The sequence below is a fragment of the Klebsiella sp. JB_Kp031 genome, assembly GCF_040064295.1.
GTDB classification, from domain to species: domain Bacteria; phylum Pseudomonadota; class Gammaproteobacteria; order Enterobacterales; family Enterobacteriaceae; genus Klebsiella; species Klebsiella quasipneumoniae.
This window is the reverse complement of record NZ_JBEAJW010000003.1, coordinates 1-21,250: the sequence shown is the minus strand read 5'-3', so window position 1 is coordinate 21,250 and position 21,250 is coordinate 1. Positions and strand designations below refer to the sequence as shown.

General features: G+C 62.4%; 20 protein-coding genes. 12 read left to right on the top strand and 8 right to left on the bottom strand.

The genetic code is table 11. The features are described from left to right. Nucleotides 1-40: 40 nt before the first annotated feature. Genes fepC through fepD form a run of 3 tightly spaced genes read right to left on the bottom strand, consistent with a single transcriptional unit; the run spans nt 41 to nt 2,828 of the window. The gene (gene fepC, locus ABLV64_RS04285) at nt 41-835 is read right to left on the bottom strand and encodes an iron-enterobactin ABC transporter ATP-binding protein (protein WP_065878914.1); all 795 of its coding nucleotides are present in this window, start codon (nt 833-835) and stop codon (nt 41-43) included. Beyond that, entirely contained in the window at nt 832-1,824 is a 993-nt protein-coding gene (fepG, locus tag ABLV64_RS04280) for an iron-enterobactin ABC transporter permease (protein ID WP_049004480.1), read from the bottom strand. The genes fepC and fepG overlap by 4 nt, the downstream gene beginning before the upstream one ends. Continuing rightward, on the bottom strand, nt 1,821-2,828 hold the full coding sequence (fepD, locus tag ABLV64_RS04275) for a Fe(3+)-siderophore ABC transporter permease (protein WP_004885733.1): 1,008 nt from the start codon (nt 2,826-2,828) through the stop codon (nt 1,821-1,823). The genes fepG and fepD overlap by 4 nt, the downstream gene beginning before the upstream one ends. Before the next feature lie 112 nt (nt 2,829-2,940). On the opposite strand from fepD, the gene entS reads away from it, so the two are divergent. Beyond that, nucleotides 2,941-4,182, top strand: a complete 1,242-nt coding sequence (gene entS / locus ABLV64_RS04270; protein WP_017899055.1) for an enterobactin transporter EntS — start codon at nt 2,941-2,943, stop codon at nt 4,180-4,182. A gap of 131 nt (nt 4,183-4,313) precedes the next feature. On the opposite strand, the gene fepB is transcribed toward entS, so the two are convergent. After that, on the bottom strand, nt 4,314-5,231 hold the full coding sequence (fepB, locus tag ABLV64_RS04265) for a Fe2+-enterobactin ABC transporter substrate-binding protein (RefSeq protein WP_153650209.1): 918 nt from the start codon (nt 5,229-5,231) through the stop codon (nt 4,314-4,316). A 230-nt stretch (nt 5,232-5,461) separates the two neighbouring features. On the opposite strand from fepB, the gene entC reads away from it, so the two are divergent. From entC to ABLV64_RS04230, 7 genes are all read left to right on the top strand, one after another. Continuing rightward, entirely contained in the window at nt 5,462-6,637 is a 1,176-nt protein-coding gene (entC, locus tag ABLV64_RS04260; RefSeq protein ID WP_004885741.1) for an isochorismate synthase EntC, read from the top strand. 9 nt (nt 6,638-6,646) lie between these two features. After that, nucleotides 6,647-8,254 carry a (2,3-dihydroxybenzoyl)adenylate synthase EntE gene (entE, locus tag ABLV64_RS04255; protein WP_348843318.1) on the top strand — a complete coding sequence of 536 codons (1,608 nt, stop codon included), beginning with the start codon at nt 6,647-6,649 and terminating at the stop codon, nt 8,252-8,254. A gap of 13 nt (nt 8,255-8,267) precedes the next feature. Next, entirely contained in the window at nt 8,268-9,119 is an 852-nt protein-coding gene (entB, locus tag ABLV64_RS04250; RefSeq protein WP_130944898.1) for an enterobactin biosynthesis bifunctional isochorismatase/aryl carrier protein EntB, read from the top strand. Beyond that, nucleotides 9,119-9,874, top strand: coding sequence for a 2,3-dihydro-2,3-dihydroxybenzoate dehydrogenase EntA (entA, locus tag ABLV64_RS04245; protein ID WP_348843319.1), 756 nt, complete (start codon nt 9,119-9,121; stop codon nt 9,872-9,874). The genes entB and entA overlap by 1 nt, the downstream gene beginning before the upstream one ends. Next, nucleotides 9,875-10,288, top strand: a complete 414-nt coding sequence (entH, locus tag ABLV64_RS04240; protein ID WP_023319943.1) for a proofreading thioesterase EntH — start codon at nt 9,875-9,877, stop codon at nt 10,286-10,288. 407 nt (nt 10,289-10,695) lie between these two features. Further along, a complete protein-coding gene (gene cstA / locus ABLV64_RS04235; RefSeq protein WP_348843320.1) occupies nt 10,696-12,801 on the top strand; it encodes a pyruvate/proton symporter CstA in 2,106 nt (701 codons plus the stop codon). A gap of 104 nt (nt 12,802-12,905) precedes the next feature. Continuing rightward, entirely contained in the window at nt 12,906-13,103 is a 198-nt protein-coding gene (locus ABLV64_RS04230) for a YbdD/YjiX family protein (protein WP_004885759.1), read from the top strand. On the opposite strand, the gene ABLV64_RS04225 is transcribed toward ABLV64_RS04230, so the two are convergent. From ABLV64_RS04225 to ABLV64_RS04210, 4 genes are all read right to left on the bottom strand, one after another. Next, complete coding sequence (locus ABLV64_RS04225) at nt 13,100-13,504, bottom strand: helix-turn-helix transcriptional regulator (RefSeq protein WP_004885761.1); 405 nt, start codon at nt 13,502-13,504, stop codon at nt 13,100-13,102. The genes ABLV64_RS04230 and ABLV64_RS04225 overlap by 4 nt on opposite strands. Beyond that, complete coding sequence (locus tag ABLV64_RS04220) at nt 13,479-13,781, bottom strand: type II toxin-antitoxin system RelE/ParE family toxin (RefSeq protein ID WP_017899060.1); 303 nt, start codon at nt 13,779-13,781, stop codon at nt 13,479-13,481. The genes ABLV64_RS04225 and ABLV64_RS04220 overlap by 26 nt, the downstream gene beginning before the upstream one ends. 183 nt (nt 13,782-13,964) lie before the next feature. Beyond that, complete coding sequence (locus ABLV64_RS04215) at nt 13,965-14,708, bottom strand: 3-oxoacyl-ACP reductase family protein (protein WP_348843321.1); 744 nt, start codon at nt 14,706-14,708, stop codon at nt 13,965-13,967. Between the two features lie 57 nt (nt 14,709-14,765). Continuing rightward, nucleotides 14,766-15,854, bottom strand: a complete 1,089-nt coding sequence (locus ABLV64_RS04210) for an oxidoreductase (protein WP_004885776.1) — start codon at nt 15,852-15,854, stop codon at nt 14,766-14,768. 163 nt (nt 15,855-16,017) lie between these two features. On the opposite strand from ABLV64_RS04210, the gene ABLV64_RS04205 reads away from it, so the two are divergent. From ABLV64_RS04205 to ABLV64_RS04190, 4 genes are all read left to right on the top strand, one after another. Further along, nucleotides 16,018-17,520, top strand: a complete 1,503-nt coding sequence (locus ABLV64_RS04205) for a sugar ABC transporter ATP-binding protein (protein ID WP_049004676.1) — start codon at nt 16,018-16,020, stop codon at nt 17,518-17,520. Further along, nucleotides 17,517-18,515, top strand: coding sequence for an ABC transporter permease (locus ABLV64_RS04200; protein ID WP_004885781.1), 999 nt, complete (start codon nt 17,517-17,519; stop codon nt 18,513-18,515). The genes ABLV64_RS04205 and ABLV64_RS04200 overlap by 4 nt, the downstream gene beginning before the upstream one ends. A 20-nt stretch (nt 18,516-18,535) precedes the next feature. Continuing rightward, nucleotides 18,536-19,600, top strand: a complete 1,065-nt coding sequence (locus ABLV64_RS04195) for a sugar ABC transporter substrate-binding protein (RefSeq protein WP_004885784.1) — start codon at nt 18,536-18,538, stop codon at nt 19,598-19,600. A gap of 128 nt (nt 19,601-19,728) precedes the next feature. After that, nucleotides 19,729-20,970, top strand: coding sequence for an LVIVD repeat-containing protein (locus ABLV64_RS04190; protein WP_017899065.1), 1,242 nt, complete (start codon nt 19,729-19,731; stop codon nt 20,968-20,970). Nucleotides 20,971-21,250 lie beyond the last annotated feature (280 nt).

Genomic DNA, 21,250 nt, shown 5'->3' with positions numbered 1-21,250 from the left:
TAGCCCGGCTCAGGGTAGCGCAAGCCGGGGAAAGGGAGAATTACCGGCGGCCCAGCGGCACCACCAGCGGCGTATGCGCCACCGGATCCTCAATGATCGTGCAGCGCAGGCCGTAAATCCGTTCAATCAGTTCCGCCGTGACGATCTCCTTCGGCGCCCCCTCGGCGACGATCTTGCCGTCGCGCAGGGCGATCAGGTGGGTAGCGTAGCGGCAGGCCTGGTTAAGATCGTGCAGCACCGCCGCCAGGGTATAGCCCTTCTCGCGATTCAGCTCGCTCAACAGCTCCAGCAGGTCGATCTGATGGCTGATGTCCAGCCAGGTGGTCGGCTCATCCAGCAGCATAATCTCTGTCTCCTGGGCCAGCACCATCGCAATCCACGCCCGCTGGCGCTGGCCGCCGGAGAGCGTATCGACGCTCTGCAGCGCCAGGTCGCTGATTCCGGTCGCCCGCATCGCGTTGTTTACCGCCGCTTCATCTTCTTTGCGCCAACGGGTGAACAGCGGCTGGTGCGGGTAGCGCCCGCGGGCCACCAGCTCCTGCACCGTGATATCGCCAGGAGTGGTGGCATTCTGCGCCAGCAGTCCGATGCGGCGGGCAACCTCTTTCGTGGCATATTGCTGGATCTGCGCGCCGTCGAGCCAGACATGGCCGCTGGCCGGCGCCATCAGGCGGCTGAGGGTGCGCAGCAGCGTCGATTTGCCGCAGCCGTTGGGGCCGATAATGGCGGTGAAGTGGCCGTCAGGGATGGTCACGTTCAGCGACTCGGCGATAGTCTTGTTCCCGTAGGCCAGGGTTAACTGCTCGCCGCGCAAACGGGAGGGGACAGCACTCATTTTTTGCGGGACTCCTGAATCAACAAAGCAATAAGGTAAATACCGCCGAGGCTGACGGTTAGCACGCCCACCGGCAGTTGCCAGGGCATAAACAGCCGCTGGGCGCCGTAATCGGCCAGCGCCAGCAGCAGCGCGCCGCACAGGGCTGACTGGGTTAATCCCCAGCGGGCCGTGCCGCTCAGGCGGCGGGCGATATGCGGCGCCACCAGCGCGATAAATGAGATTGGCCCGGCCAGCGCCGTCGAGGCGGCGGTGAGCACCACTGCCACTAGCATCAGCAGCAGGCGCGAGCGTTCGACCTGCACCCCCAGCGCGCAGGCGGTATCGTCGCCCATCTCCAGCAGCCGCATCCGGCGAACCAGCAGGGCGCTGCCCACCAGCATCAACAGGATCAGCGGCGCTGACGGCCAGGTTTTACCCCACGTCAGGCCGTTAAGCGATCCGGCGTTCCACAGGCCCGCAGAAAGGGCGGTCTCCAGCGAGGCGCGCAGCAGCAGCCAGGTGTTGAATGCCACCAGCATGGCGCGCACGCCGATGCCGATAATGATCAGGCGGAAGGTCTCGATCCCGTTGCGCCAGGCCAGCAGCCAGACCACCAGCGAGGTCAGCACCCCGCCGGCCATCGCCGCCAGGGCGATCGCCGTCAGGTTCTGGCCGAAGAGCACCATCGCCACCAGCACGCCGCTCCAGGCGCCGGTGTTAAAGCCCATCACGTCCGGGCTGCCGAGCGGGTTACGGGTCAGCGACTGGAAAATGGCGCCGCTGACGCCGAGCGCGGCGCCGATGAGCAGCGCCATTAACACCCGCGGCAGCCGCCATTCGTTTACCACCATCGTGACGTTGCGCGGCGCGTCGCCGAACAGCGCCGAGAACACCTGGTCAATCGTTAGCGGCACCGGGCCTTGCGCCAGCCCGAGCAGGGAAATCAGCAGGCTGGCGGCCATTAGCAGCAGACAGCTGGCTATCAGGCGGCGGGACGGGGCAATCACAGGCCACCTCCCCGCGGCTGGCGGCGCACCAGCCAGATCAGCACCGGCGCGCCGAGAAAGGCGCTCACCACCGATACCCGCAGTTCGCCGGGCACCAGCAGGCGGCCAATCACGTCGGCAAACAGCAGCAGCGCCGGGGTGGCGAGCAGGGTGACCGGCAGCGACCAGCGATGATCGGCCCCCACCAGCCAGCGCGCCATATGCGGCATCATCAGACCGATAAAGGCGATAGGGCCGACGACGGCGGTGGCGCTGCCGCACAGGACGGTGATAACGATCAGGCCGATCAACTGGGTGCGGGCGACGCGGCTGCCGAGGGCGGTGGCGGTATCGTTGCCGAGGCTCAGGCTGTTAAGCGCCCGGCTCAGCAGCAGGGCGGCGATCCCCGCCACCACCACCGGCAGCAGGACAATTTTCAGCGTCTGCAGGGTGCGGATATCCAGCGAACCGGCCTGCCAGAAGCGCAGCTGATCGTAGACGTCGGGGTTGAGCAGGGCGATGCCGTTGGACAGCCCTTCCAGCACCGCCGCAAGGGCGACCCCGGCAAGGGTGAGGCGCACCGGGCTCAGCTGGCCGCCGCCCTGGCTGCCGGTGAAGGCCACCAGCAGCGAGGCGCAGAGCGCGCCGCAAAACGCCAGCAGCAGCTGCTCCTGTGGAGAGGTGATCCCGAACAGCGCCGCGCCGAGGACGATGGCGAAGCTGGCGCCGGAGTTGACCCCCAGCAGGCCGGGGTCGGCCAGCGGGTTACGGGTGAGCGTCTGCATCAGCGCGCCGGCGAGACCGAGGGCGATGCCCGCCAGCAGACCGGCCAGGGTGCGCGGCAGGCGCGCATCCAGCACGATGGTGCAGTCGGCGCTTTGACAGGTTCCGCTAAAGGCGGTGAATACCGTGCCGATCGGCAATGATTTGGCGCCGATCGTCAGGCTAAGCGCGGCGGCTAAGGCGAGTAGTAGCAACAATCCGGGCACGGCGACAGAGCGTACCGCGGTCGTAGAAAACGACATAACTGACATCCCTGATATGATAATGATAGTAATTATCGTTATCGATTTTATTCAGCTATGGTAGCATGACCCACAGGAAAAAGGGTATTAAAAATAACGACAAGGCGCTGTAATGAACCGACAATCCTGGCTGCTTAACCTCAGCCTGCTGAAAACTCACCCGGCGTTTCGCGCCGTTTTTATCGCTCGCTTTATCTCTATTCTGTCGCTTGGTCTGCTGGGCGTGGCCATCCCGGTGCAGATCCAGATGATGACCCATTCGACCTGGCAGGTCGGGTTGTCGGTGACCTTGACCGGCGCGTCGATGTTTATTGGCCTGATGGTGGGGGGCGTACTGGCTGACCGCTATGAGCGCAAACGCCTGATCCTGCTGGCGCGCGGCACCTGCGGCGTGGGCTTTGTCGGCCTGTGTCTGAACGCCCTGCTGCCGGAGCCGTCGCTGGCGGCGATTTATCTGCTGGGGATCTGGGACGGTTTCTTCGCCTCTTTAGGCGTGACCGCGCTGCTGGCGGCGACCCCGGCACTGGTGGGGCGGGAAAATCTGATGCAGGCCGGGGCCATCACTATGCTGACGGTGCGCCTGGGCTCGGTGATTTCGCCCATGATCGGCGGCCTGCTGCTGGCCTCCGGCGGCGTGGCGTGGAACTTCGGCCTGGCGGCGGCGGGGACGTTTATCACCACCTTAACCCTGCTGCGTCTGCCGCAGCTGCCGCCGCCTCCGCAGCCGCGTGAGCATCCGCTGCGTGCCCTGCTGGCGGGGCTGACCTTCCTCTGTCAGAGCCCGCTTATCGGCGGGATTGCGCTGCTCGGCGGCCTGCTGACCATGGCCAGCGCGGTGCGGGTGCTCTATCCGGCGCTGGCCGGGAGCTGGCAGATGTCGGCCGGACAGATTGGCCTGCTGTACGCCGCGATTCCGCTCGGCGCGGCGCTGGGGGCGTTGACCAGCGGCCAGCTGGCCCAGACCGTGCGGCCGGGCGCGCTGATGCTGGCGACGACGGTGTGCTCCTTTGTCGCCATTGCGCTGTTCAGCCTGATGCCGCACTGGGCGTTGGGCGCGCTGTGCCTGGCGCTGTTTGGCTGGCTGAGCGCTATTAGCTCGCTGCTGCAGTACACCCTGATCCAGACTCAGACGCCGGAACATATGCTCGGGCGGATTAACGGTCTGTGGACCGCCCAGAACGTTACCGGCGACGCCATCGGCGCGGCGCTGCTCGGCGGGTTAGGGGCGGTGATGACGCCGGTCGCTTCCGCCAGCGCCAGCGGCTGGGCGCTGGCCCTCGTCGGCGTGCTGCTGGTGGGGCTGCTACGCGAGCTGCGCCGCTTCCAGCGCCCGGAAATCGTCAAAGAAAGTTAAGTAGGGGGCGATTGCCCGGTGGCGGCTGCGCCTTACCGGGCCTGGGGGTGCGGGCATTGTAGGCCGGGCAAGCGCAGCGCCGCCCGGCAAAGCGTTCGGGCTGGGTTCCCGTCCTGATGGCACAGCCCGCGCTAGCCGAACAGGCTGGAGAGACGCTGGAGCACCAGCAGGGCGCTGTAGTAGTCAAGACGGAAGGTCTCGGTGCCCAGCGGGTAGACGCGTTTCCCTTCGACCGCCGGGAGATGCGCCAGCAGCGGGTTGGCGTAGATGGCATCGACATCTTTCTGGTCGCCAGCGAACAGGAACAGGCTCTGGCCGTTCAGTCCGGCCGCCAGGTTCTCCCCGCCCAGCTGCACGATATCGTGGCGTTTGCCCTGGCTGTGGCTGGCGGGCAGGCCGCCTGGCAGCGTCGCCAGACTAAAGCCCAACTGCTGGAGCATCTGCCCCTGGGCCGATTCCGGCGTCCAGATATTGGCGCTGTGCGCGGCCGCGGTATAGACGAGGGCGGTGACCGGCTGCGGCGGTAGCTTCATTTTTTCTTTTAACGAAACGAGCTGTTTATTGAAGTCGGCGATGCGCGCGCTGGCCTGCTGCTCATGGCCGGTGATCTGCCCCAGCTGGGTGAGCAGCGTTTGCCAGCTTTTATCGTCATAGTTGATGACCAGCGTTGGGGCGATCGTTTTGAGCTGATCGTACAGCGGCAGGGCGGAGTCGCCGCCGGTGGCGCTCACCAGGATCAGATCCGGCATCTGGGCGGCCACCGCTTCCGCGCTCGGTTCGCCGATATACAACCGCGCCAGCTTGCGGGCTTTGGCGACCTCGCTCCACTGGCGCAGAAAGCCCTGGCTATCGGCCACGCGGTTGTTCGGGGTGGTGGCGCCGCTGGCGACCACCGGCGCGTCGATCGCCAGCAGCGAGCCGGTGAGGGTCACGCTGGTGGAGACAATGCGCAACGGCTGGCTCGGCAGGGTGTGTGTCCCGTAGCTGTCGGTGACCTGGCGCGGCCAGTCCGCCGCCTGGGCTGAGGTAATTCCTAAAAACAACAGCATGCCGGTCAGCGCACCGCGGCGGCAAAAAGAAGAGAAGTTCACGTCATCGCATCCTGATTCGAAGGGTAATAAATGCGTCTCATTTTCAACTTTGCGTTGACAGGATGCAAGCCAAAGTGGCGGCGCGATGACGTAACGCGGTTGACATGGCGGGCAATACCTTTTAGGTTAGCCAACCAAAATACAAATGATAATTATTCGTAATATATTTATCGTTTTTGGAGGATGATATGGAAACGTCACTGGCTGAGGATGTACAGAAACCTACCCGGACCTTGTCGCCGGACAGCTTCTTCTTTATGTCGCCGTACCGCAGTTTTAGCACCTCAGGCTGCTTCCGCCGCCTCTCAGCGCCCGCTGTCGGCGGCGATGCGCTGAACGGCGAGTTCCAGCAGCAGATGGCCGCCGCCTTTGCCGAGGCCCGGGCGGCGGGGATCCGCAAGCCGGTGATGGTCGGGGCCATCCCGTTCGACACCTGTCAGCCTTCCGAGCTTTATATCCCCGAGCGCTGGGAAGCGTTCTCGCGACCGGAAAAACAGCGTTCGGCCCGCTATGCCGCGCCGCTGGAGGCGATGGCGGTGGTGGAGCGCCGGGAGATCCCGGAGCAGGACGCGTTTCTAGCCATGGTGGAACGCGCCGCCGCGCTGACCGCCACCCCGGAAGTCGACAAAGTGGTGCTATCACGACTAATCGATATCACTACCCGCGATCCTGTCGATAGCGGCGCCCTGATGGAGCGCCTGATCGCTCAGAACCCCGCCAGCTTTAACTTCCATGTGCCGCTCGCCGACGGCGGCGTGCTGCTGGGCGCCAGCCCGGAGCTACTACTGCGTAAAGAAGGGGCGCATTTCAGCTCACTGCCGCTGGCCGGCTCCGCCCGCCGCCAGCCTGACGATGTGCTGGACCGCGAAGCGGGCAACAGGCTGCTGGCGTCCGGCAAAGATCGCCATGAGCACGAGCTGGTGACCCAGGCGATGAAGAGCGTGCTGGGCCCGCGCAGCAGCCAGCTGTCGCTGCCGTCATCGCCGCAGCTAATCACCACCCCGACGCTCTGGCATCTGGCGACGCCGATCGAAGGCACGGCGCTGGCGGAAGAAAACGCCATGTCGTTGGCCTGCCTGCTGCACCCGACTCCGGCGCTGAGCGGCTTCCCGCACCAGGCGGCGAAGCGCCTGATTGCCGAACTGGAACCCTTCGACCGTCAGCTGTTCGGCGGCATCGTCGGCTGGTGTGACGATGAAGGCAACGGCGAATGGGTGGTGACCATCCGCTGCGCGCGTCTGCAGCAGCGTACGCTGCGCCTGTTTGCCGGCGCGGGCATTGTTCCGGCCTCCTCGCCGCTGGGCGAATGGCGCGAAACCGGCGTCAAACTGACCACCATGCTTAACGTATTTGGCTTGAATTAAGAGGCAAGGATGATTGCATTTACCCGTTGGCCGGATGAGTTCGCGGCCCGCTATCGTCAAAAAGGCTACTGGCAGGATCTGCCGTTAACCAATCTGATCACCCGTCACGCAGAAAACGACGCCGTGGCGATTATCGATGGCGATCGACACATTAGCTACCGCCAGTTTAACCAGCGGGTGGACAACCTTGCCTGCTCTCTGCAGCGTCAGGGACTGAAGCGCGGAGAAACCGCGCTGGTGCAACTGGGCAACGTCGCCGAGTTTTACATCACCTTCTTCGCGCTGCTGCGCATCGGCGTCGCGCCGGTGAACGCGTTGTTCAGCCACCAGCGCAGCGAGCTTAACGCCTACGCCGCGCAGATTAAGCCGGCGCTGCTGATCGCCGACCGCGAGCACGCGCTGTTTGCCGACGATAGCTTCCTCCATGCGTTTATTGCTGAACATGCTTCCCTGCGCGTGGCGCTGCTGCGTAACGACGGCGGCGAGCGCGATCTGGCGACGGAGATTAACCGCCCGGCGGATAACTTTATCGCCAACCCAACCCCTGCCGACGAAGTGGCCTTTTTCCAGCTCTCCGGCGGCAGCACCGGGACGCCGAAGCTGATCCCGCGCACCCATAACGATTACGACTACAGTATCCGCCGCAGCAACGAGATCTGCGGGATCAACGCTGAGACGCGCTACCTCAACGCGCTGCCGGCGGCGCATAACTATGCGATGAGTTCCCCGGGTTCGCTCGGCGTTTTCCTCGCCGGCGGACGGGTGATCCTCGCCGCCGACCCGAGCGCCACCCTCTGTTTCCCGCTGATTGAACAACATCAGGTCAACGTCGCTTCGCTGGTGCCGCCGGCGGTCAGCCTGTGGCTGCAGGCTATTCATGAATGGGGCGGCAATGCCCAGCTGCAGTCGCTGCAGCTGCTGCAGGTCGGCGGCGCGCGCCTGTCGGCGACCCTTGCCGCGCGCATCCCGGCGGAAATCGGCTGCCAGCTGCAGCAGGTGTTCGGCATGGCGGAGGGGCTGGTGAATTACACCCGCCTTAACGACAGCCCTGAGCGGATCATCCATACCCAGGGCTGCCCGATGTGCCCGGACGATGAAGTGTGGGTGGCGGATGCCGAGGGCAACCCGCTGCCACGCGGCGAAGTGGGCCGCCTGATGACCCGCGGGCCCTACACCTTCCGCGGCTACTACAACAGCCCGCAGCATAACGCGGAGGCCTTTGACGCCGACGGGTTTTACTGCTCCGGCGATCTGATTTCGATCGATGAAGACGGGTATATCACCGTCCAGGGCCGGGAAAAAGATCAGATCAACCGCGGCGGCGAGAAGATCGCCGCCGAAGAGATCGAAAACCTGCTGCTGCGCCATGAGGCGGTGATCCACGCCGCGCTGGTCAGCATTGAAGACAATCTGCTGGGCGAGAAGAGCTGCGCTTACCTCGTGGTGACCTCGCCGCTGCGCGCCGTCGCGGTGCGCCGCTTCCTGCGCGAGCAGGGGGTGGCGGAATTTAAACTGCCGGACCGCGTGGAGTGCGTTGCTGCGCTGCCGCTGACGCCGGTGGGCAAAGTCGATAAGAAACAATTACGTCAGTGGCTGGCCGAAGGCAAGCTGGGCTGAAGGAGAACAGAAAATGGCAATCCCTAAATTACAGGCTTACGCGCTGCCGGAAGCCAGCGATATCCCGGCGAACAAAGTCAGCTGGGCCTTTGAGCCTGCCCGCGCCGCGCTGCTGATCCACGATATGCAGGAGTATTTCCTCAACTTCTGGGGCGAAAACAGCGCGATGATGGAGACAGTGGTGGCCAATATCGCCGCCCTGCGCGACTTCTGCAAACAGAACGGCATTCCGGTGTACTACACCGCCCAGCCGAAAGAGCAGAGCGATGAAGACCGCGCCCTGCTGAATGATATGTGGGGGCCGGGGCTGACCCGTTCGCCGGAGCAGCAGCAGGTGATTGCCGCCCTGGCGCCGGATGAAGACGACACCGTGCTGGTGAAATGGCGCTACAGCGCGTTTCATCGCTCGCCGCTTGAAGAGATGCTGAAGGAGAGCGGCCGCGACCAGCTGATCATCACCGGCGTTTACGCCCATATCGGCTGCATGACTACCGCCACCGACGCCTTTATGCGCGATATCAAACCGTTCTTTGTCGCCGACGCGCTGGCGGACTTCAGCCGCGAAGAGCACCTGATGGCGCTGAAATACGTCGCCGGCCGCTCCGGCCGCGTGGTGATGACCGAAGAATTGTTGCCGCTGCCGGCCTCCAAAGCGGCGCTACGCGCGCTGATCCTGCCGCTGCTCGACGAATCCGACGAACCGCTGGATGATGAAAACCTGATCGACTACGGTCTGGATTCGGTGCGGATGATGGCTCTCGCCGCCCGCTGGCGTAAAGTGCACGGCGATATCGACTTCGTGATGCTGGCGAAAAACCCGACCATCGACGCCTGGTGGGCGCTGCTTTCCCGCGAGGTGCAATAATGGCGGCGCTGGATTTTCGCGGCCAGACCGTGTGGGTGACCGGCGCCGGTAAAGGCATTGGCTATGCCACCGCGCTGGCTTTTGTGGAGGCCGGCGCCAACGTCACCGGTTTCGACCTCGCCTTTGACGGCGAACGCTACCCGTTTGCCACCGAAACGCTGGACGTCGCCGATGCCGACCGGGTACGCGACGTTTGCGCGCGTCTGCTCAACGATATCGAACGACTGGACGTGCTGGTGAACGCCGCCGGGATCCTGCGCATGGGCGCCACCGACCAGCTGAGCGCGGAAGAGTGGCGGCAGACCTTCGCGGTCAACGTCGGCGGGGCGTTTAATCTGTTTCAGCAGACGATGGCCCAGTTCCGCCGTCAGCGGGGCGGGGCGATCGTCACCGTCGCTTCCGATGCCGCGCATACGCCGCGCATCGGCATGAGCGCCTATGGCGCCTCGAAGGCGGCGCTGAAAAGCCTGGCGTTGACCGTCGGCCTTGAGCTGGCGGGCAGCGGGGTGCGCTGTAATCTGGTGTCGCCGGGCTCTACCGATACCGATATGCAGCGCACGCTGTGGGTCAGCGACGATGCGGAGCAGCAGCGGATCCGCGGTTTCGGCGAGCAGTTTAAGTTGGGTATCCCGCTGGGCAAGATTGCCCGCCCGCAGGAGATCGCCAATACCATTCTGTTCCTCGCCTCTTCTCACGCCAGCCATATCACCCTGCAGGATATTGTGGTGGACGGCGGCTCGACGCTGGGGGCGTAAATGGCCTGGAAACGAGCGCTCACGCTGGCGGCGCTGAACGCCAGCAGCGAAAACACCCTGGTGGCGCATCTGGGGATCGTCTACACCCGGCTGGAGGCGGGGTTGCTGGAGGCGGAGATGCCGGTGGATGCCCGCACCCATCAGCCGTTTGGCCTGCTGCACGGCGGCGCTTCCGCGGCGCTGGCGGAGACGCTGGGGTCGATGGCCGGCTGGCTGATGACCGAAGAGGGGCAGTGCGTGGTGGGCACCGAGCTGAACGCCACCCATCACCGGGCGGTCTCCAGCGGGAAAGTGCGCGGCGAATGCCGCCCGCTGCATCTTGGCCGGCAGAGCCAGAGCTGGGAGATTGTGGTGTATGACGAGAAGGGGCGGCGCTGCTGCACCTGTCGTCTGGGCACCGCGGTGCTGGGCTAAGGAGCCGCTGTTTCCCCGGCTCGCGCTGCGCTGAGCCGGGCTACGGTTTTGACGCCCGGCGGCGCTGCGCTTGCGCGGGCCTACGGTCTGCCCCGGCTTTCCGGGAATGTCTCAGCGATGTTGAGACCGCCAACACCGGCAGTTTCAGTCAGCATCGATGCCGTTGTAGGCCGGGTCAGCGCAGCGCCACCCGGCAAAATCACGGCGTAACCGGACCGATTCGGTCATCGACTGGCAACCCGCATAATCCTTTCATTCATTTTCCTGCCTTAAGTGATCTCGCTAGCAATGTGAGACAAATCTCTGTGGGTGGACGGCATCTGCGCTGTTTCGATGTTGTTAAATTCTGCGTTGTGATCTAGAAACAAAATGTAACATCCTGATTACCCTACCGGTGGACCACAACAATGAATAATTCAGGGAAATACCTTATCTGGGCACTGCTCTCCGTGATCGGAGCCTTTGCCCTCGGCTACATTGCTTTAAACCGGGGTGAGCAGATCAATGCGCTGTGGATTGTCGTCGCGGCAGTCTGCGTTTATCTGATCGCGTATCGTTTTTACGGCCTGTATATCGCCAAAACCGTGCTCGGCGTCGATTCGACGCGCATGACGCCCGCGGTGCGGCATAACGATGGCCTCGACTATGTCCCGACTGACAAAAAAGTGCTGTTCGGACACCATTTTGCCGCCATCGCCGGCGCGGGGCCGCTGGTGGGCCCGGTGCTTGCCGCGCAGATGGGCTATCTGCCGGGGATGATCTGGATCCTCGCCGGCGTGGTGCTGGCCGGGGCGGTGCAGGACTTTATGGTGCTGTTCGTCTCCACCCGCCGCGACGGCCGTTCGCTGGGCGAACTGGTGAAAGAGGAGATGGGGGCGACCGCCGGGGTGATTGCCCTGGTGGCGACCTTTATGATCATGGTGATCATCCTCGCTGTGCTGGCGATGATCGTGGTGAAAGCGCTGACCCATAGCCCGTGGGGAACCTATACCGTGGCCTTTACCATTCCGCTGGCGCTGTTTATGGGGATCTATATTCGCTATCTGCGCCCGGGGCGCATTGGCGAAGTGTCGGTGATTGGCCTGATATTCCTGGTGTTCGCCATTATCTCCGGCGGCTGGGTAGCGGAAAGCCCGACCTGGGCGCCGTTCTTTGACTTTACCGGCGTCCAGCTCACCTGGATGCTGGTGGGCTACGGTTTTGTCGCCGCGGTGCTGCCGGTCTGGCTGCTGCTGGCCCCGCGCGACTACCTCTCCACCTTCCTCAAAATCGGCACTATCGTCGGTCTGGCGATCGGCATTCTGATTATGCGTCCGACCCTGACCATGCCGGCGCTGACCAAATTTATTGACGGTACTGGCCCGGTATGGACTGGCAACCTGTTCCCGTTCCTGTTTATCACTATCGCTTGCGGCGCGGTGTCGGGCTTCCACGCCCTGATTGCCTCCGGTACCACGCCGAAGATGCTGGCGAATGAAAATCAGGCCTGCTTTATCGGCTACGGCGGCATGCTGATGGAATCCTTCGTAGCGATTATGGCGCTGGTCGCCGCCTGTATCATTGACCCGGGCGTCTACTTCGCGATGAACAGCCCGATGGCGGTGCTGGCGCCGGCGGGAACCACCGATGTGGTGGCGTCGGCGGCGCAGGTGGTGAGCGGTTGGGGCTTTGCGATTACCCCGGAAACGTTGACGCATATCGCTAATGAGGTGGGCGAGCAGTCCATCATCTCCCGCGCCGGCGGGGCGCCTACGCTGGCGGTGGGCATGGCCTACATTCTCCACGGCGCGCTGGGCGGGCTGATGGACGTCTCGTTCTGGTACCACTTTGCCATTCTGTTTGAAGCGCTGTTTATCCTGACGGCGGTGGATGCCGGCACCCGTGCGGCGCGCTTTATGCTGCAGGATCTGCTGGGTGTGATCTCCCCGAACCTGAAGCGTACTGATTCGTTACCGGCTAACCTGCTGGCGACGGCGCTGTGCGTGCTGGCGTGGGGCTACTTCCTGCATCAGGGGGTGGTCGATCCGCTGGGCGGTATTAACACCCTGTGGCCGCTGTTCGGTATCGCCAACCAGATGCTGGCGGGGATGGCGCTGATGCTCTGCGCAGTGGTGCTGTTCAAGATGAAACGTCAGCGCTATGCGTGGGTGGCGCTGGTGCCGACGGCCTGGCTGCTGATCTGTACCCTCACCGCCGGCTGGCAGAAAGCCTTCAGCCCGGACAATAAAGTGGGCTTCCTGGCGATTGCCAACAAGTTCCAGGCGATGATCGACAGCGGCAAAATTCCGGCGCAGTACACCGAGTCGCAGCTGTCGCAGCTGGTGTTTAACAACCGTCTCGATGCCGGGCTGACCATCTTCTTTATGATCGTGGTGGTGGTGCTGGCGCTGTTCTCGATTAAAACCGCGCTGGCGGCGCTGAAGGAGAATAAACCGACGGCGAAAGAGACACCCTATGAGCCAATGCCTGAAAACCTGGACGCTGTGGTGACTCAGGCGAAAGGGGCGCATTAACCTGTGTGCCGGGTGGCGGCTTCGCCTTACCCGGCCTGTCTTTCTGATCCTCCCTCTCCCTTTGGCAGAGGCTCGGGGTGAGGGAAACAAAAGAGAAATGACTTATGTTTGACACCCTTTCCAAAGCAGGTAAGTACCTGGGCCAGGCCGCCAAAATGATGATCGGCGTGCCGGATTACGACAACTACGTCGAGCACATGCGCGTCAACCATCCGGATCAGACGCCAATGACCTGGGAAGAATTTTTCCGCGAACGCCAGGACGCTCGCTACGGCGGCAAGGGCGGGGCGAAGTGCTGTTAACCCTCTTTCGGCAGATAGAGGCTGATCTGCTCCTGCTTACAGCCGTAGAGCGCCGCCAGCTTTTCGCGGGTGCGCTTCTGCGGCCGGGAGTCCAGCGCTTCCAGCTGTGACACGGCGGACTGGCTGATGCCCAGTTTGTCGGCCACCTCCTGCTGGGATAACCCACGCAGGATACGCCACGCGGCCTGCAGGCTGACGTTCTCGCTATGCATGATGTCGCACACTTCACCCGGTAAACCTACGTTATCGTAGATATCTGATTCGTAAGGGATGTCTTCCCAGTCGTTTTCATCATCGTCATCATACTCAAGCATGGCTAAACGCATGCGAAAATATTCACCGTAGGGAATGACAACATACTGTTTTTTTCCTTCTTCATCCTTGATGAACTGAATAGTCATATTCCGTATGCTCCTCATGAAGGTAGGTGGTGGTTGTCCGGCGTTTTACCGCCACTACGTAACAGGTATCACCCGGCGGGTCTCCGAAGGTGTAAATGACCCTGTAATCACCTAATCGCAACCTGTAGTGGTTTTCGGGAGAAGATAATTTCTTGATATCCGCGACAGGTGATGTTTTATCATCCATCTTCTCCAGCCTGAATTTAATGCGGTTCTGATATCGCGTATCGATTTTAGAAAATTGCTTCTCTGCTGTTTTTGACCAGACAATCTTCATCCGTACCTCCACTGTACGCCCACACAGAATATAAGGAAATAATAAGACTATTAGATAAATTCCGAATTTCTAATGGGTTACTGTAGAGCGGAGAAAAACCGGGAGAAAGCGGCAAAACGGGAACCGTCGAGGGTGCTCGGGAAGGCCTCTGCCGGACGACAGAGGCTTGCAGGAAATGTGCGATCAGGCGTTCAAACCACCGTCCACATCGAGACCGGTGCCGGAGATCTGCCCGGCGGCCGGGCTGGCGAGGAAGGTGACCGCCGCGGCGATGTCTTCCGGCTGGCCGTAGTGGCCTAACGCAATAAGTTGACGCTGAGCATCGGCCTGCTCGCCGTCTTCCGGGTTCATATCGCTGTTGGTCGGGCCGGGATGGACGAGGTTAACGGTGATACCGCGGGGGCCTAAATCGCGCGCCAGGCCGCGGGTCAGGGAGTTGAGAGCGGACTTGGTCATTGAGTAAACCGCGATGCCCGGCTGCGCCACGCGGTTAGCCAGACAGCTGCCGATGTTGATGATGCGGCCGCCGTCGGACATATGCACCAGCGCCTCCTGGATAGCGATAACCACCCCACGAATATTGACGTTAATAAGCGCGTCAATGTCCGCCAGCGTCATGGACTCCAGCGGGCCGCCGCGCGCGATCCCGGCGTTGTTGACCAGAATATCCAGCCCGCCGAGGGATCGCGCCGCATGGGTCACAGCATCCTGTATCGCCTGCGCGCTGGCGCTGTCGGCCTGCACCGCTTCACTGTGCCTACCCAGCGCCTTTATTTCCTCGGCGACCGCCTGGGCTTTATCGGCCGATTTTTCATACGTTATAACCACATCTGCGCCGGCGCGCGCCAGCGACAGCGCGATAGCGCGCCCCAATCCACGGCTGGCGCCGGTAACCAGCGCCTTCTTACCTGTTAAATCGATCTGCATGATGACCTCGTTGCGAGAGTGGTGAGCATCATCATTAGGTATAGACGGTCGGGGTGATTAACGGCTGAAGTATTCCACCTTCTCAAACGCCGCGCGCAGAACCCCAGGGGTTAAGGTCACCGGTAAATAATGAATCGACTCGCCCGGGCGCAGGGTATGAGCAATGACCCGGTCAAGCTCTGCGCGGTTATTGATATCAACCTCCAGCGCCGCCAGCGTCGCCGGCAGGTTAAAGCGCTGCCAGGCCTGCACCAGCTGCGCCAATACCTCATCCTGACCGAGCAGGGCGCTTTGCACCAGAATGCCGTAGGCCACCTTGGTGCCATGGAGGAATTTATCCGTCTGCGGCAGCACCGTCAGCCCGTTGTGCACCGCATGGGCGGCGGCGACCCGGGTGTAGCGTTCCCCCAGCCCGCCAACCATCCCGCCGCCAGCGATAACTGCATCCACCACATCGCGAAACGCCTGGGTCAGCTCGCCGCGGCGCTGGTCCGCCAGCGCCGTTTCGCTGCTGTCCAGCAGCACGTCGCGGATCGCCAGCGCGCCGTTAATCCCCAGCCGCACGGTGAGCGGCAGAGCCTCCGGCTGCGGCGCCAGTACCACGGCCTCATACCATTTGGCTAAGGTGTCGCCAATGCCCGCCAGCAGGTACTCCGCCGGGGCGTTGAGAATGATGCGCGGCTCGACCAGCACCAGGAAATTCGCGTCATCGAACATCTCAAAATTCAGCGCCTGTCCGGCGTCGCTGTACCACACCGACAGCGGCGTCCACGCCGCGCAGGTGGCGGCGATGGTCGGGATGGCCACCAGCGGAACCCCCAGGCGGCGGGCCAGCACTTTCGCGCTGTCGAGCAGCGCGCCGCCGCCGACGCCAATCACTACCGCCCGATCGTCACCTGAGGCCTGCACCAGACCCGCCACGTCGCGTTCGCTGCAGTGGCCGGTAAAGCGGATCTTTTTCGCTTCCGGCAGGTGGAAGGCCGCCGGCAGAAAAGGCTCGGCGCCGGCCAGGGCGCGCTCGCCATAGACCCACACCGCCCGCGACAGCTGGTCGGCGTTAAAAAAATCGCTTAGCCGCTCAAGGCTGCCAGAATGGGAGAAATAGTTGGCCGGGCCGGGCACGACGCGGATATCGCTGTTGCTCATGGGTGCTGTCCTTATTGGTGTTGGGCTAACCTGATGTTATGTCTGGACATCCAGATGGCTAATATTATTTCGTTGTATCTTATGCTTTTTACGCAGTTGTCAGCCAGCGGCGGCTATGAAAAATTCGTTAAATCAGAAGATTAATTGCCGCACGGGAGCAGTGATGAGCGCGAATCGCCTTGAGATGCATAACATTAGCCTGGCCTTCTCCGGCTTTCAGGCGCTGAACAAGGTGGCCTTCACCCTTTATGGCGGGTCGGTGCATGCCCTGACCGGCGCCAACGGCGCGGGTAAGTCGACGCTGATGGCCGTGTTGTGCGGCACCCACGCCCACTATGAAGGCGAGGTGACGATCAACAACCAGCCGGTCACCATTCGTTCGCCGCGGGATGCCAAACAGCTGGGGATCCACCTGGTGCAGCAGGAGGTGGACGTGGCGCTGGTGCCGGGCCTGAGCATTGCCGAAAACATCATGCTGGACAGGCTGGCTGAGCCGGGGACGACCTTCCGCTGGGCGCGGGTTCGGCAGCTGGCGCGCGAGGCGCTGGCGCAGCTGGACGTGGCGCTGGACGTCAGGCGCTCTATTGATAGCTGCACCCTTGCTGAAAAACAGCAGATCCTGCTGGCCCGCGCCCTGTCGCACCATTGCCGCTTTTTGATTCTGGATGAACCCACCGCGCCGCTGGATCAGCATGAAAGCGAACGCCTGTTTGCGGTGGTGCGCCGTCTGCAGCAGCAGGGGATCGGGGTGGTGTTTATTTCGCACCGTATTCACGAGCTGAAGGCGATCTGCGACACCCTGACGGTGCTGCGTGACGGGCGGTTGATTGAGAGCGGCCCGATGGCGCCGCTGAGCGGGGAACAGATTGTCGAAAAGATGCTGGGCCACGAGCTGAGCGATATCTTCCCGCCGCCGCGACCGCCGCACGGTGAAGAAGTGCTGCTGCAGGTAGAAGGGCTGCACGATGAGGCGCTGCTGCAGGATATCTCGCTGCGCCTGCGCAAGGGGGAAATTCTTGGTATCGCTGGGCTGGCCGGCGCGGGCAAAACTGAGCTGTGCAAAGCGCTGTTCGGCGCCAGCAAAAGCCGGGTACAGCGCGGCGAGCTGAACGGCCAGCCGTGGCGGCCGCGCGATCCGGCCGATTCGGTAGGGCGCGGCCTGGCGCTGGTCCCGGAGGAGCGGCGCAAAGAGGGCATTTTCATCGAAGAGCCGATCGCGATGAACCTGGCGGTCAGCGCCGATAACCACTTTTCGCGCTGGAGCCTGTTCGGCCATCGGCAGGCCTGGCGCTGGGCGGAGGAGGTGATTGCCCGCCTCGGCGTGCGCGCCACCGGTCCCGGTCAGACGCTGCGCCGTCTTTCCGGCGGCAATCAGCAGAAAGTGGCCATTGGCAAATGGCTGCGCAGTCATGCCAATGTTTTGATTTTTGACGAACCGACCAAAGGTGTCGATGTGAAAGCGAAAACCGATCTGTTCATGCTGATCGATGGTCTGGCGCGGGAAGGCAAAGGGGTGATTTATGCCTCGGGTGAATTCGCCGAGCTGGTCGGTTTATGCGACCGCATCTGCGTACTGTGGGACGGACGGATCGTGGCGGAGATCCCCGGCGCGGAAGCCCGGGAAGAGACACTGCTTTATTATTCAACCGGAGGAGCGGCAGCGTGAGCAAGGCCCTGGCAGTGAACGCGACGGTATCGGGCCGTCAGCGATTTTTTGATTTTCTCTATAAGTGGGGCATGTTGCTGACCGTGGTGCTGCTGGTGGCGGTCTTTGGCCTCGCCTCGGACAATTTCCTTGACCCGTTCAACATCATCAACATTCTGCGCTCGATTGCCATCGTGACGGTGATTGCCATTGGGGTGTCGATTTCCCTCACCATCGGCGGCTTCGATCTGTCCGTCGGATCGACGGCATCGCTGGCCAACGCCCTGGTGATCTCCCTGTTCGTCTGGCATGGCCTGGGGACCACCGAAGCAATCCTGATCACCCTCGTGCTCTGCACTCTGGTAGGGCTGTTTAACGCCTTTCTGATCGTGGTGCTGCGCATCCCCGACATGCTCGCCACCCTGGCCAGCCTGTTTGTGATTCAGGGGGTGGCGATGACCTACAGCTACGGCGGGTCGATTACCGAAAACATGGTGCTGCCGAGCGGCGAGATGGCGGAAGGCACCATCCCGGCGGCGTTTGGCGCGCTGGGCCAGGTGCCGACTATCGTCATCATCATGCTGGTGGTAACGCTGGTCGCCCAGCTGGCGCTGTCGTTCACCACCCACGGCCGGCGGATGTACGCCATCGGCGGCAACCCGGAGGCGGCGAGGCTCTCCGGCCTGCGGATCACGCGTTATAAAGTGGCGGCGTATGTGATTGCTTCGCTGCTGGCCGGGCTGGGCGGCATTCTGCTGGCCTCGCGTATCGGATCCTCGCAGGTTAATGCCGGCGGCGGCTATTTGATGGACGCGGTGGCGGCGGCCTGGATCGGCTTTTCGCTGGCCGGTTCCGGGAAACCGAACGCCCTGGGGACGCTGGTGGGGGCGGTGATCCTCGGCGTGCTCTCCAACGGCCTGGTGATGCTCTCGGTGCCGTATTACGCGATGGACATTATTAAAGGGCTGGTACTGGCTGGCGCGCTGGCACTGACCTATTTTCAGCGCCGTACTTAACATTTTACAGGGTAAACCGCATGAAAAAGATCGCACTCTCTCTCATTACGCTGGGTCTGCTGCAGTCGACGGCGGCGCTGGCCACCGCCCCGACGCCGGTGCCGGCGGCCATTGCCGAACACAACGGCCCGATCCGCATTGCCGTGATCCGCAACCTGGGGTCTGACGATAACACCACCCAGTTTGTCGCCGGGGCGCTGCAGGAAGGCAAAAAGCTCGGTTTCAAAATCAGCACCTTCCTGAGCAACGGCGATGACGCCAAGTTCCAGGACTTCGTCAACCAGGCGATCAGCCAGAAATATGACGGCATTATTCTCTCCCAGGGGCGTGACCCCTATTCGACGGCCCTGGTGAAGAAGGCGGTGGACGCCGGGATCAAAGTGGCGGTGTTCGATACTGCGGTGAGCGGTGAGATCCCGGGAGTGACGGTCAGCCAGCAGGATGACGCCTCACTGACCGAGCTCTCCTTTGGCCAGCTGGTGAAAGACTTCAACGGCAAGGCCAACATCGTCAAGCTGTGGGTGGCGGGCTTCCCGCCGATGGAGCGCCGTCAGGCGGCTTACCAGACACTGCTGAAGCAAAATCCGGGAATTAAAGAGCTGGAGTCGATCGGCGCCGTTTCATCCGATGTGCAGGGCGACACCGCTAACAAGGTGGGGGCGATCCTCGCCAAGTATCCGAAAGGGAAAATCGACGCTATCTGGGGCACCTGGGATGCCTTTAGCCAGGGGGCCTATAAAGCGCTGAAAGAGAACGGCCGCACCGAGATCAAACTCTACAGCATTGATATTTCCAACCAGGATCTGCAGCTGATGCGCGAAGCCGGCAGCCCGTGGAAGGTGAGCGTGGCGGTGGATCCGAAGCTTATCGGCGCGACCAACGTGCGGCTGATCGCTAATAAGATCGCCGGCGAGCCGACGCCAGCCACCTACGACTTCAAGGCGGCGGCAATCCCGCAGGCGCTACTGGCGGCCCAGCCGGGGGCGGTGAACGTGGCCTCGCTGGGGAAAATCATTCCGGGCTGGGGCCAGACGGAAGACTTTATCGCCCCGTGGTTCGCGACGCTGGAAGCGAAAAACAAATAAAACGAAGCCGGGTGGCGGTGGGGCGGTCTGGTGCCCTCACCCCGGCCCTCTCCCGCAGGGAGAGGGGGAACACCAACTGCACCCGTAGGCCCGGTAAGCGTAGCGCCACCGGGCGTAAGGAATCCACTATGTCAGCATTACCTTCCCCCGAATACAGCCGCAATATGCGGCTGATTGGCCATAGCGACCAGGGCGGTCGTCCGGACGGCGTGCAACTGATGGTGCACCGCGGATTCGCCTATATCGGCCATATGGTGTCGCAGGGTTTTTCCGTGGTCGATGTTCGCGATCCGACCCGGCCCACTACGGTCAACTATATTGCCGCGCCGTCGGGCACCTGGAACGTGCACCTCCAGGCGCATGACGATCTGCTGCTGGTGATCAACGCCCGGGACCTGTTTGCCGACGCCCGTTTTGCCGATGAGAAGGTGTACTACACCCGATCGGTGGGTGACACAGTCAGCGATGTGCAGGACAAAGGCTGGAGCGCCGGGCTGCGCGTGTTTGATATCTCCACGCCGGATAAGCCGCGTGAAATTGGCTTTCTGTCGCTTAATGGCATCGGTATTCACCGCATCTGGTACGTCGGCGGCCGCTGGGCGTATGTGTCCGCGCTGATCGACGGTTTTACCGACTACATCTTCCTGACCATCGATCTGGCCGATCCGCGTAAACCGCAGGTTGCCGGGCGCTGGTGGCTGCCGGGGATGCACCAGGCAGGCGGCGAAACACCGGACTGGCCGCAGGGCAAACGCTACGCGCTGCACCACGCCATTATTGCCGGGGATACCGCCTACGGCAGCTGGCGCGACGGCGGCCTGACGCTGCTGGACGTCAAAGACCGAACTCAGCCGACGCTGATTAGCCATCGCAACTGGAGCCCGCCGTTTGGCGGCGGAACGCATACCGCGCTGCCGCTGCCGGATCGCGATCTGCTGGTGGTACTGGATGAAGCGGTGCTCGACAACCAGGAGGACGGCGAGAAGCTGATCTGGCTGTTTGATATCCGCGAGCCGGCGAACCCGGTGAGTATCTCGACTTTCCCACAGCCGGATGAAATCGACTATGTGGCGAAAGGGGCGCATTTTGGCCCGCACAATCTGCATGAGAACCGGCCGGGGAGCTTTGTCAGCTCAACGCTTATCTTCGCCACGTATCAGAATGCCGGCGTGCGGGCGTACGACATTTCTAATCCTTATCGCCCGGTGGAGACCGGGGCGCTGGTGCCGGCTGCTCCTGAGAGAATGATGGATACCCGTCCCGGCCGCCCGCGGGTAATTCAGTCCTGCGATGTGTTTGTCGATGCCCAGGGAATTATCTACAGCACCGATTACAACGGCGGGCTGTCGGTGATTGAGTATCTGGGGTGAGGGCAAGGTAAAAGCAAAATTGTGCTTGCATTTCTGCCGGGTGGCGGCTTTCGCCTTACCCGGCCTACGAAAGACTGCAACATCAAATCGTTATGCGGTTATCTGTAGGCCCGCGCAAGCGTAGCGCCGCCGGGCAATCTCAGAAAATTGCACTTTTTAGGGCTTGCTCCCTCTCCCTGTGGGAGAGGGCCGGGGTGAGGACAAGGTAAAAGCAAAATTGTGCCCGCATTTCTGCCGGGTGGCGGCTTTCGCCTTACCCGGCCTACGAAAGACTGCAACA

Excerpts from the sequence above, each read along its gene's own strand:
- fepD (WP_004885733.1), bottom strand. The coding sequence starts at position 2,828 with ATGTCGTTTTCTACGACCGCGGTACGCTCTGTCGCCGTGCCCGGATTG.
- entA (WP_348843319.1), top strand. The coding sequence starts at position 9,119 with ATGGCGGCGCTGGATTTTCGCGGCCAGACCGTGTGGGTGACCGGCGCC.
- ABLV64_RS04210 (WP_004885776.1), bottom strand. The coding sequence starts at position 15,854 with ATGAGCAACAGCGATATCCGCGTCGTGCCCGGCCCGGCCAACTATTTC.
- entB (WP_130944898.1), top strand. The coding sequence starts at position 8,268 with ATGGCAATCCCTAAATTACAGGCTTACGCGCTGCCGGAAGCCAGCGAT.
- fepB (WP_153650209.1), bottom strand. The coding sequence starts at position 5,231 with ATGCTGTTGTTTTTAGGAATTACCTCAGCCCAGGCGGCGGACTGGCCG.
- ABLV64_RS04215 (WP_348843321.1), bottom strand. The coding sequence starts at position 14,708 with ATGCAGATCGATTTAACAGGTAAGAAGGCGCTGGTTACCGGCGCCAGC.
- entC (WP_004885741.1), top strand. The coding sequence starts at position 5,462 with ATGGAAACGTCACTGGCTGAGGATGTACAGAAACCTACCCGGACCTTG.
- entH (WP_023319943.1), top strand. The coding sequence starts at position 9,875 with ATGGCCTGGAAACGAGCGCTCACGCTGGCGGCGCTGAACGCCAGCAGC.
- ABLV64_RS04195 (WP_004885784.1), top strand. The coding sequence starts at position 18,536 with ATGAAAAAGATCGCACTCTCTCTCATTACGCTGGGTCTGCTGCAGTCG.
- cstA (WP_348843320.1), top strand. The coding sequence starts at position 10,696 with ATGAATAATTCAGGGAAATACCTTATCTGGGCACTGCTCTCCGTGATC.
- ABLV64_RS04205 (WP_049004676.1), top strand. The coding sequence starts at position 16,018 with ATGAGCGCGAATCGCCTTGAGATGCATAACATTAGCCTGGCCTTCTCC.
- ABLV64_RS04225 (WP_004885761.1), bottom strand. The coding sequence starts at position 13,504 with ATGACTATTCAGTTCATCAAGGATGAAGAAGGAAAAAAACAGTATGTT.
- ABLV64_RS04230 (WP_004885759.1), top strand. The coding sequence starts at position 12,906 with ATGTTTGACACCCTTTCCAAAGCAGGTAAGTACCTGGGCCAGGCCGCC.
- fepC (WP_065878914.1), bottom strand. The coding sequence starts at position 835 with ATGAGTGCTGTCCCCTCCCGTTTGCGCGGCGAGCAGTTAACCCTGGCC.
- entE (WP_348843318.1), top strand. The coding sequence starts at position 6,647 with ATGATTGCATTTACCCGTTGGCCGGATGAGTTCGCGGCCCGCTATCGT.
- entS (WP_017899055.1), top strand. The coding sequence starts at position 2,941 with ATGAACCGACAATCCTGGCTGCTTAACCTCAGCCTGCTGAAAACTCAC.
- ABLV64_RS04190 (WP_017899065.1), top strand. The coding sequence starts at position 19,729 with ATGTCAGCATTACCTTCCCCCGAATACAGCCGCAATATGCGGCTGATT.
- ABLV64_RS04220 (WP_017899060.1), bottom strand. The coding sequence starts at position 13,781 with ATGAAGATTGTCTGGTCAAAAACAGCAGAGAAGCAATTTTCTAAAATC.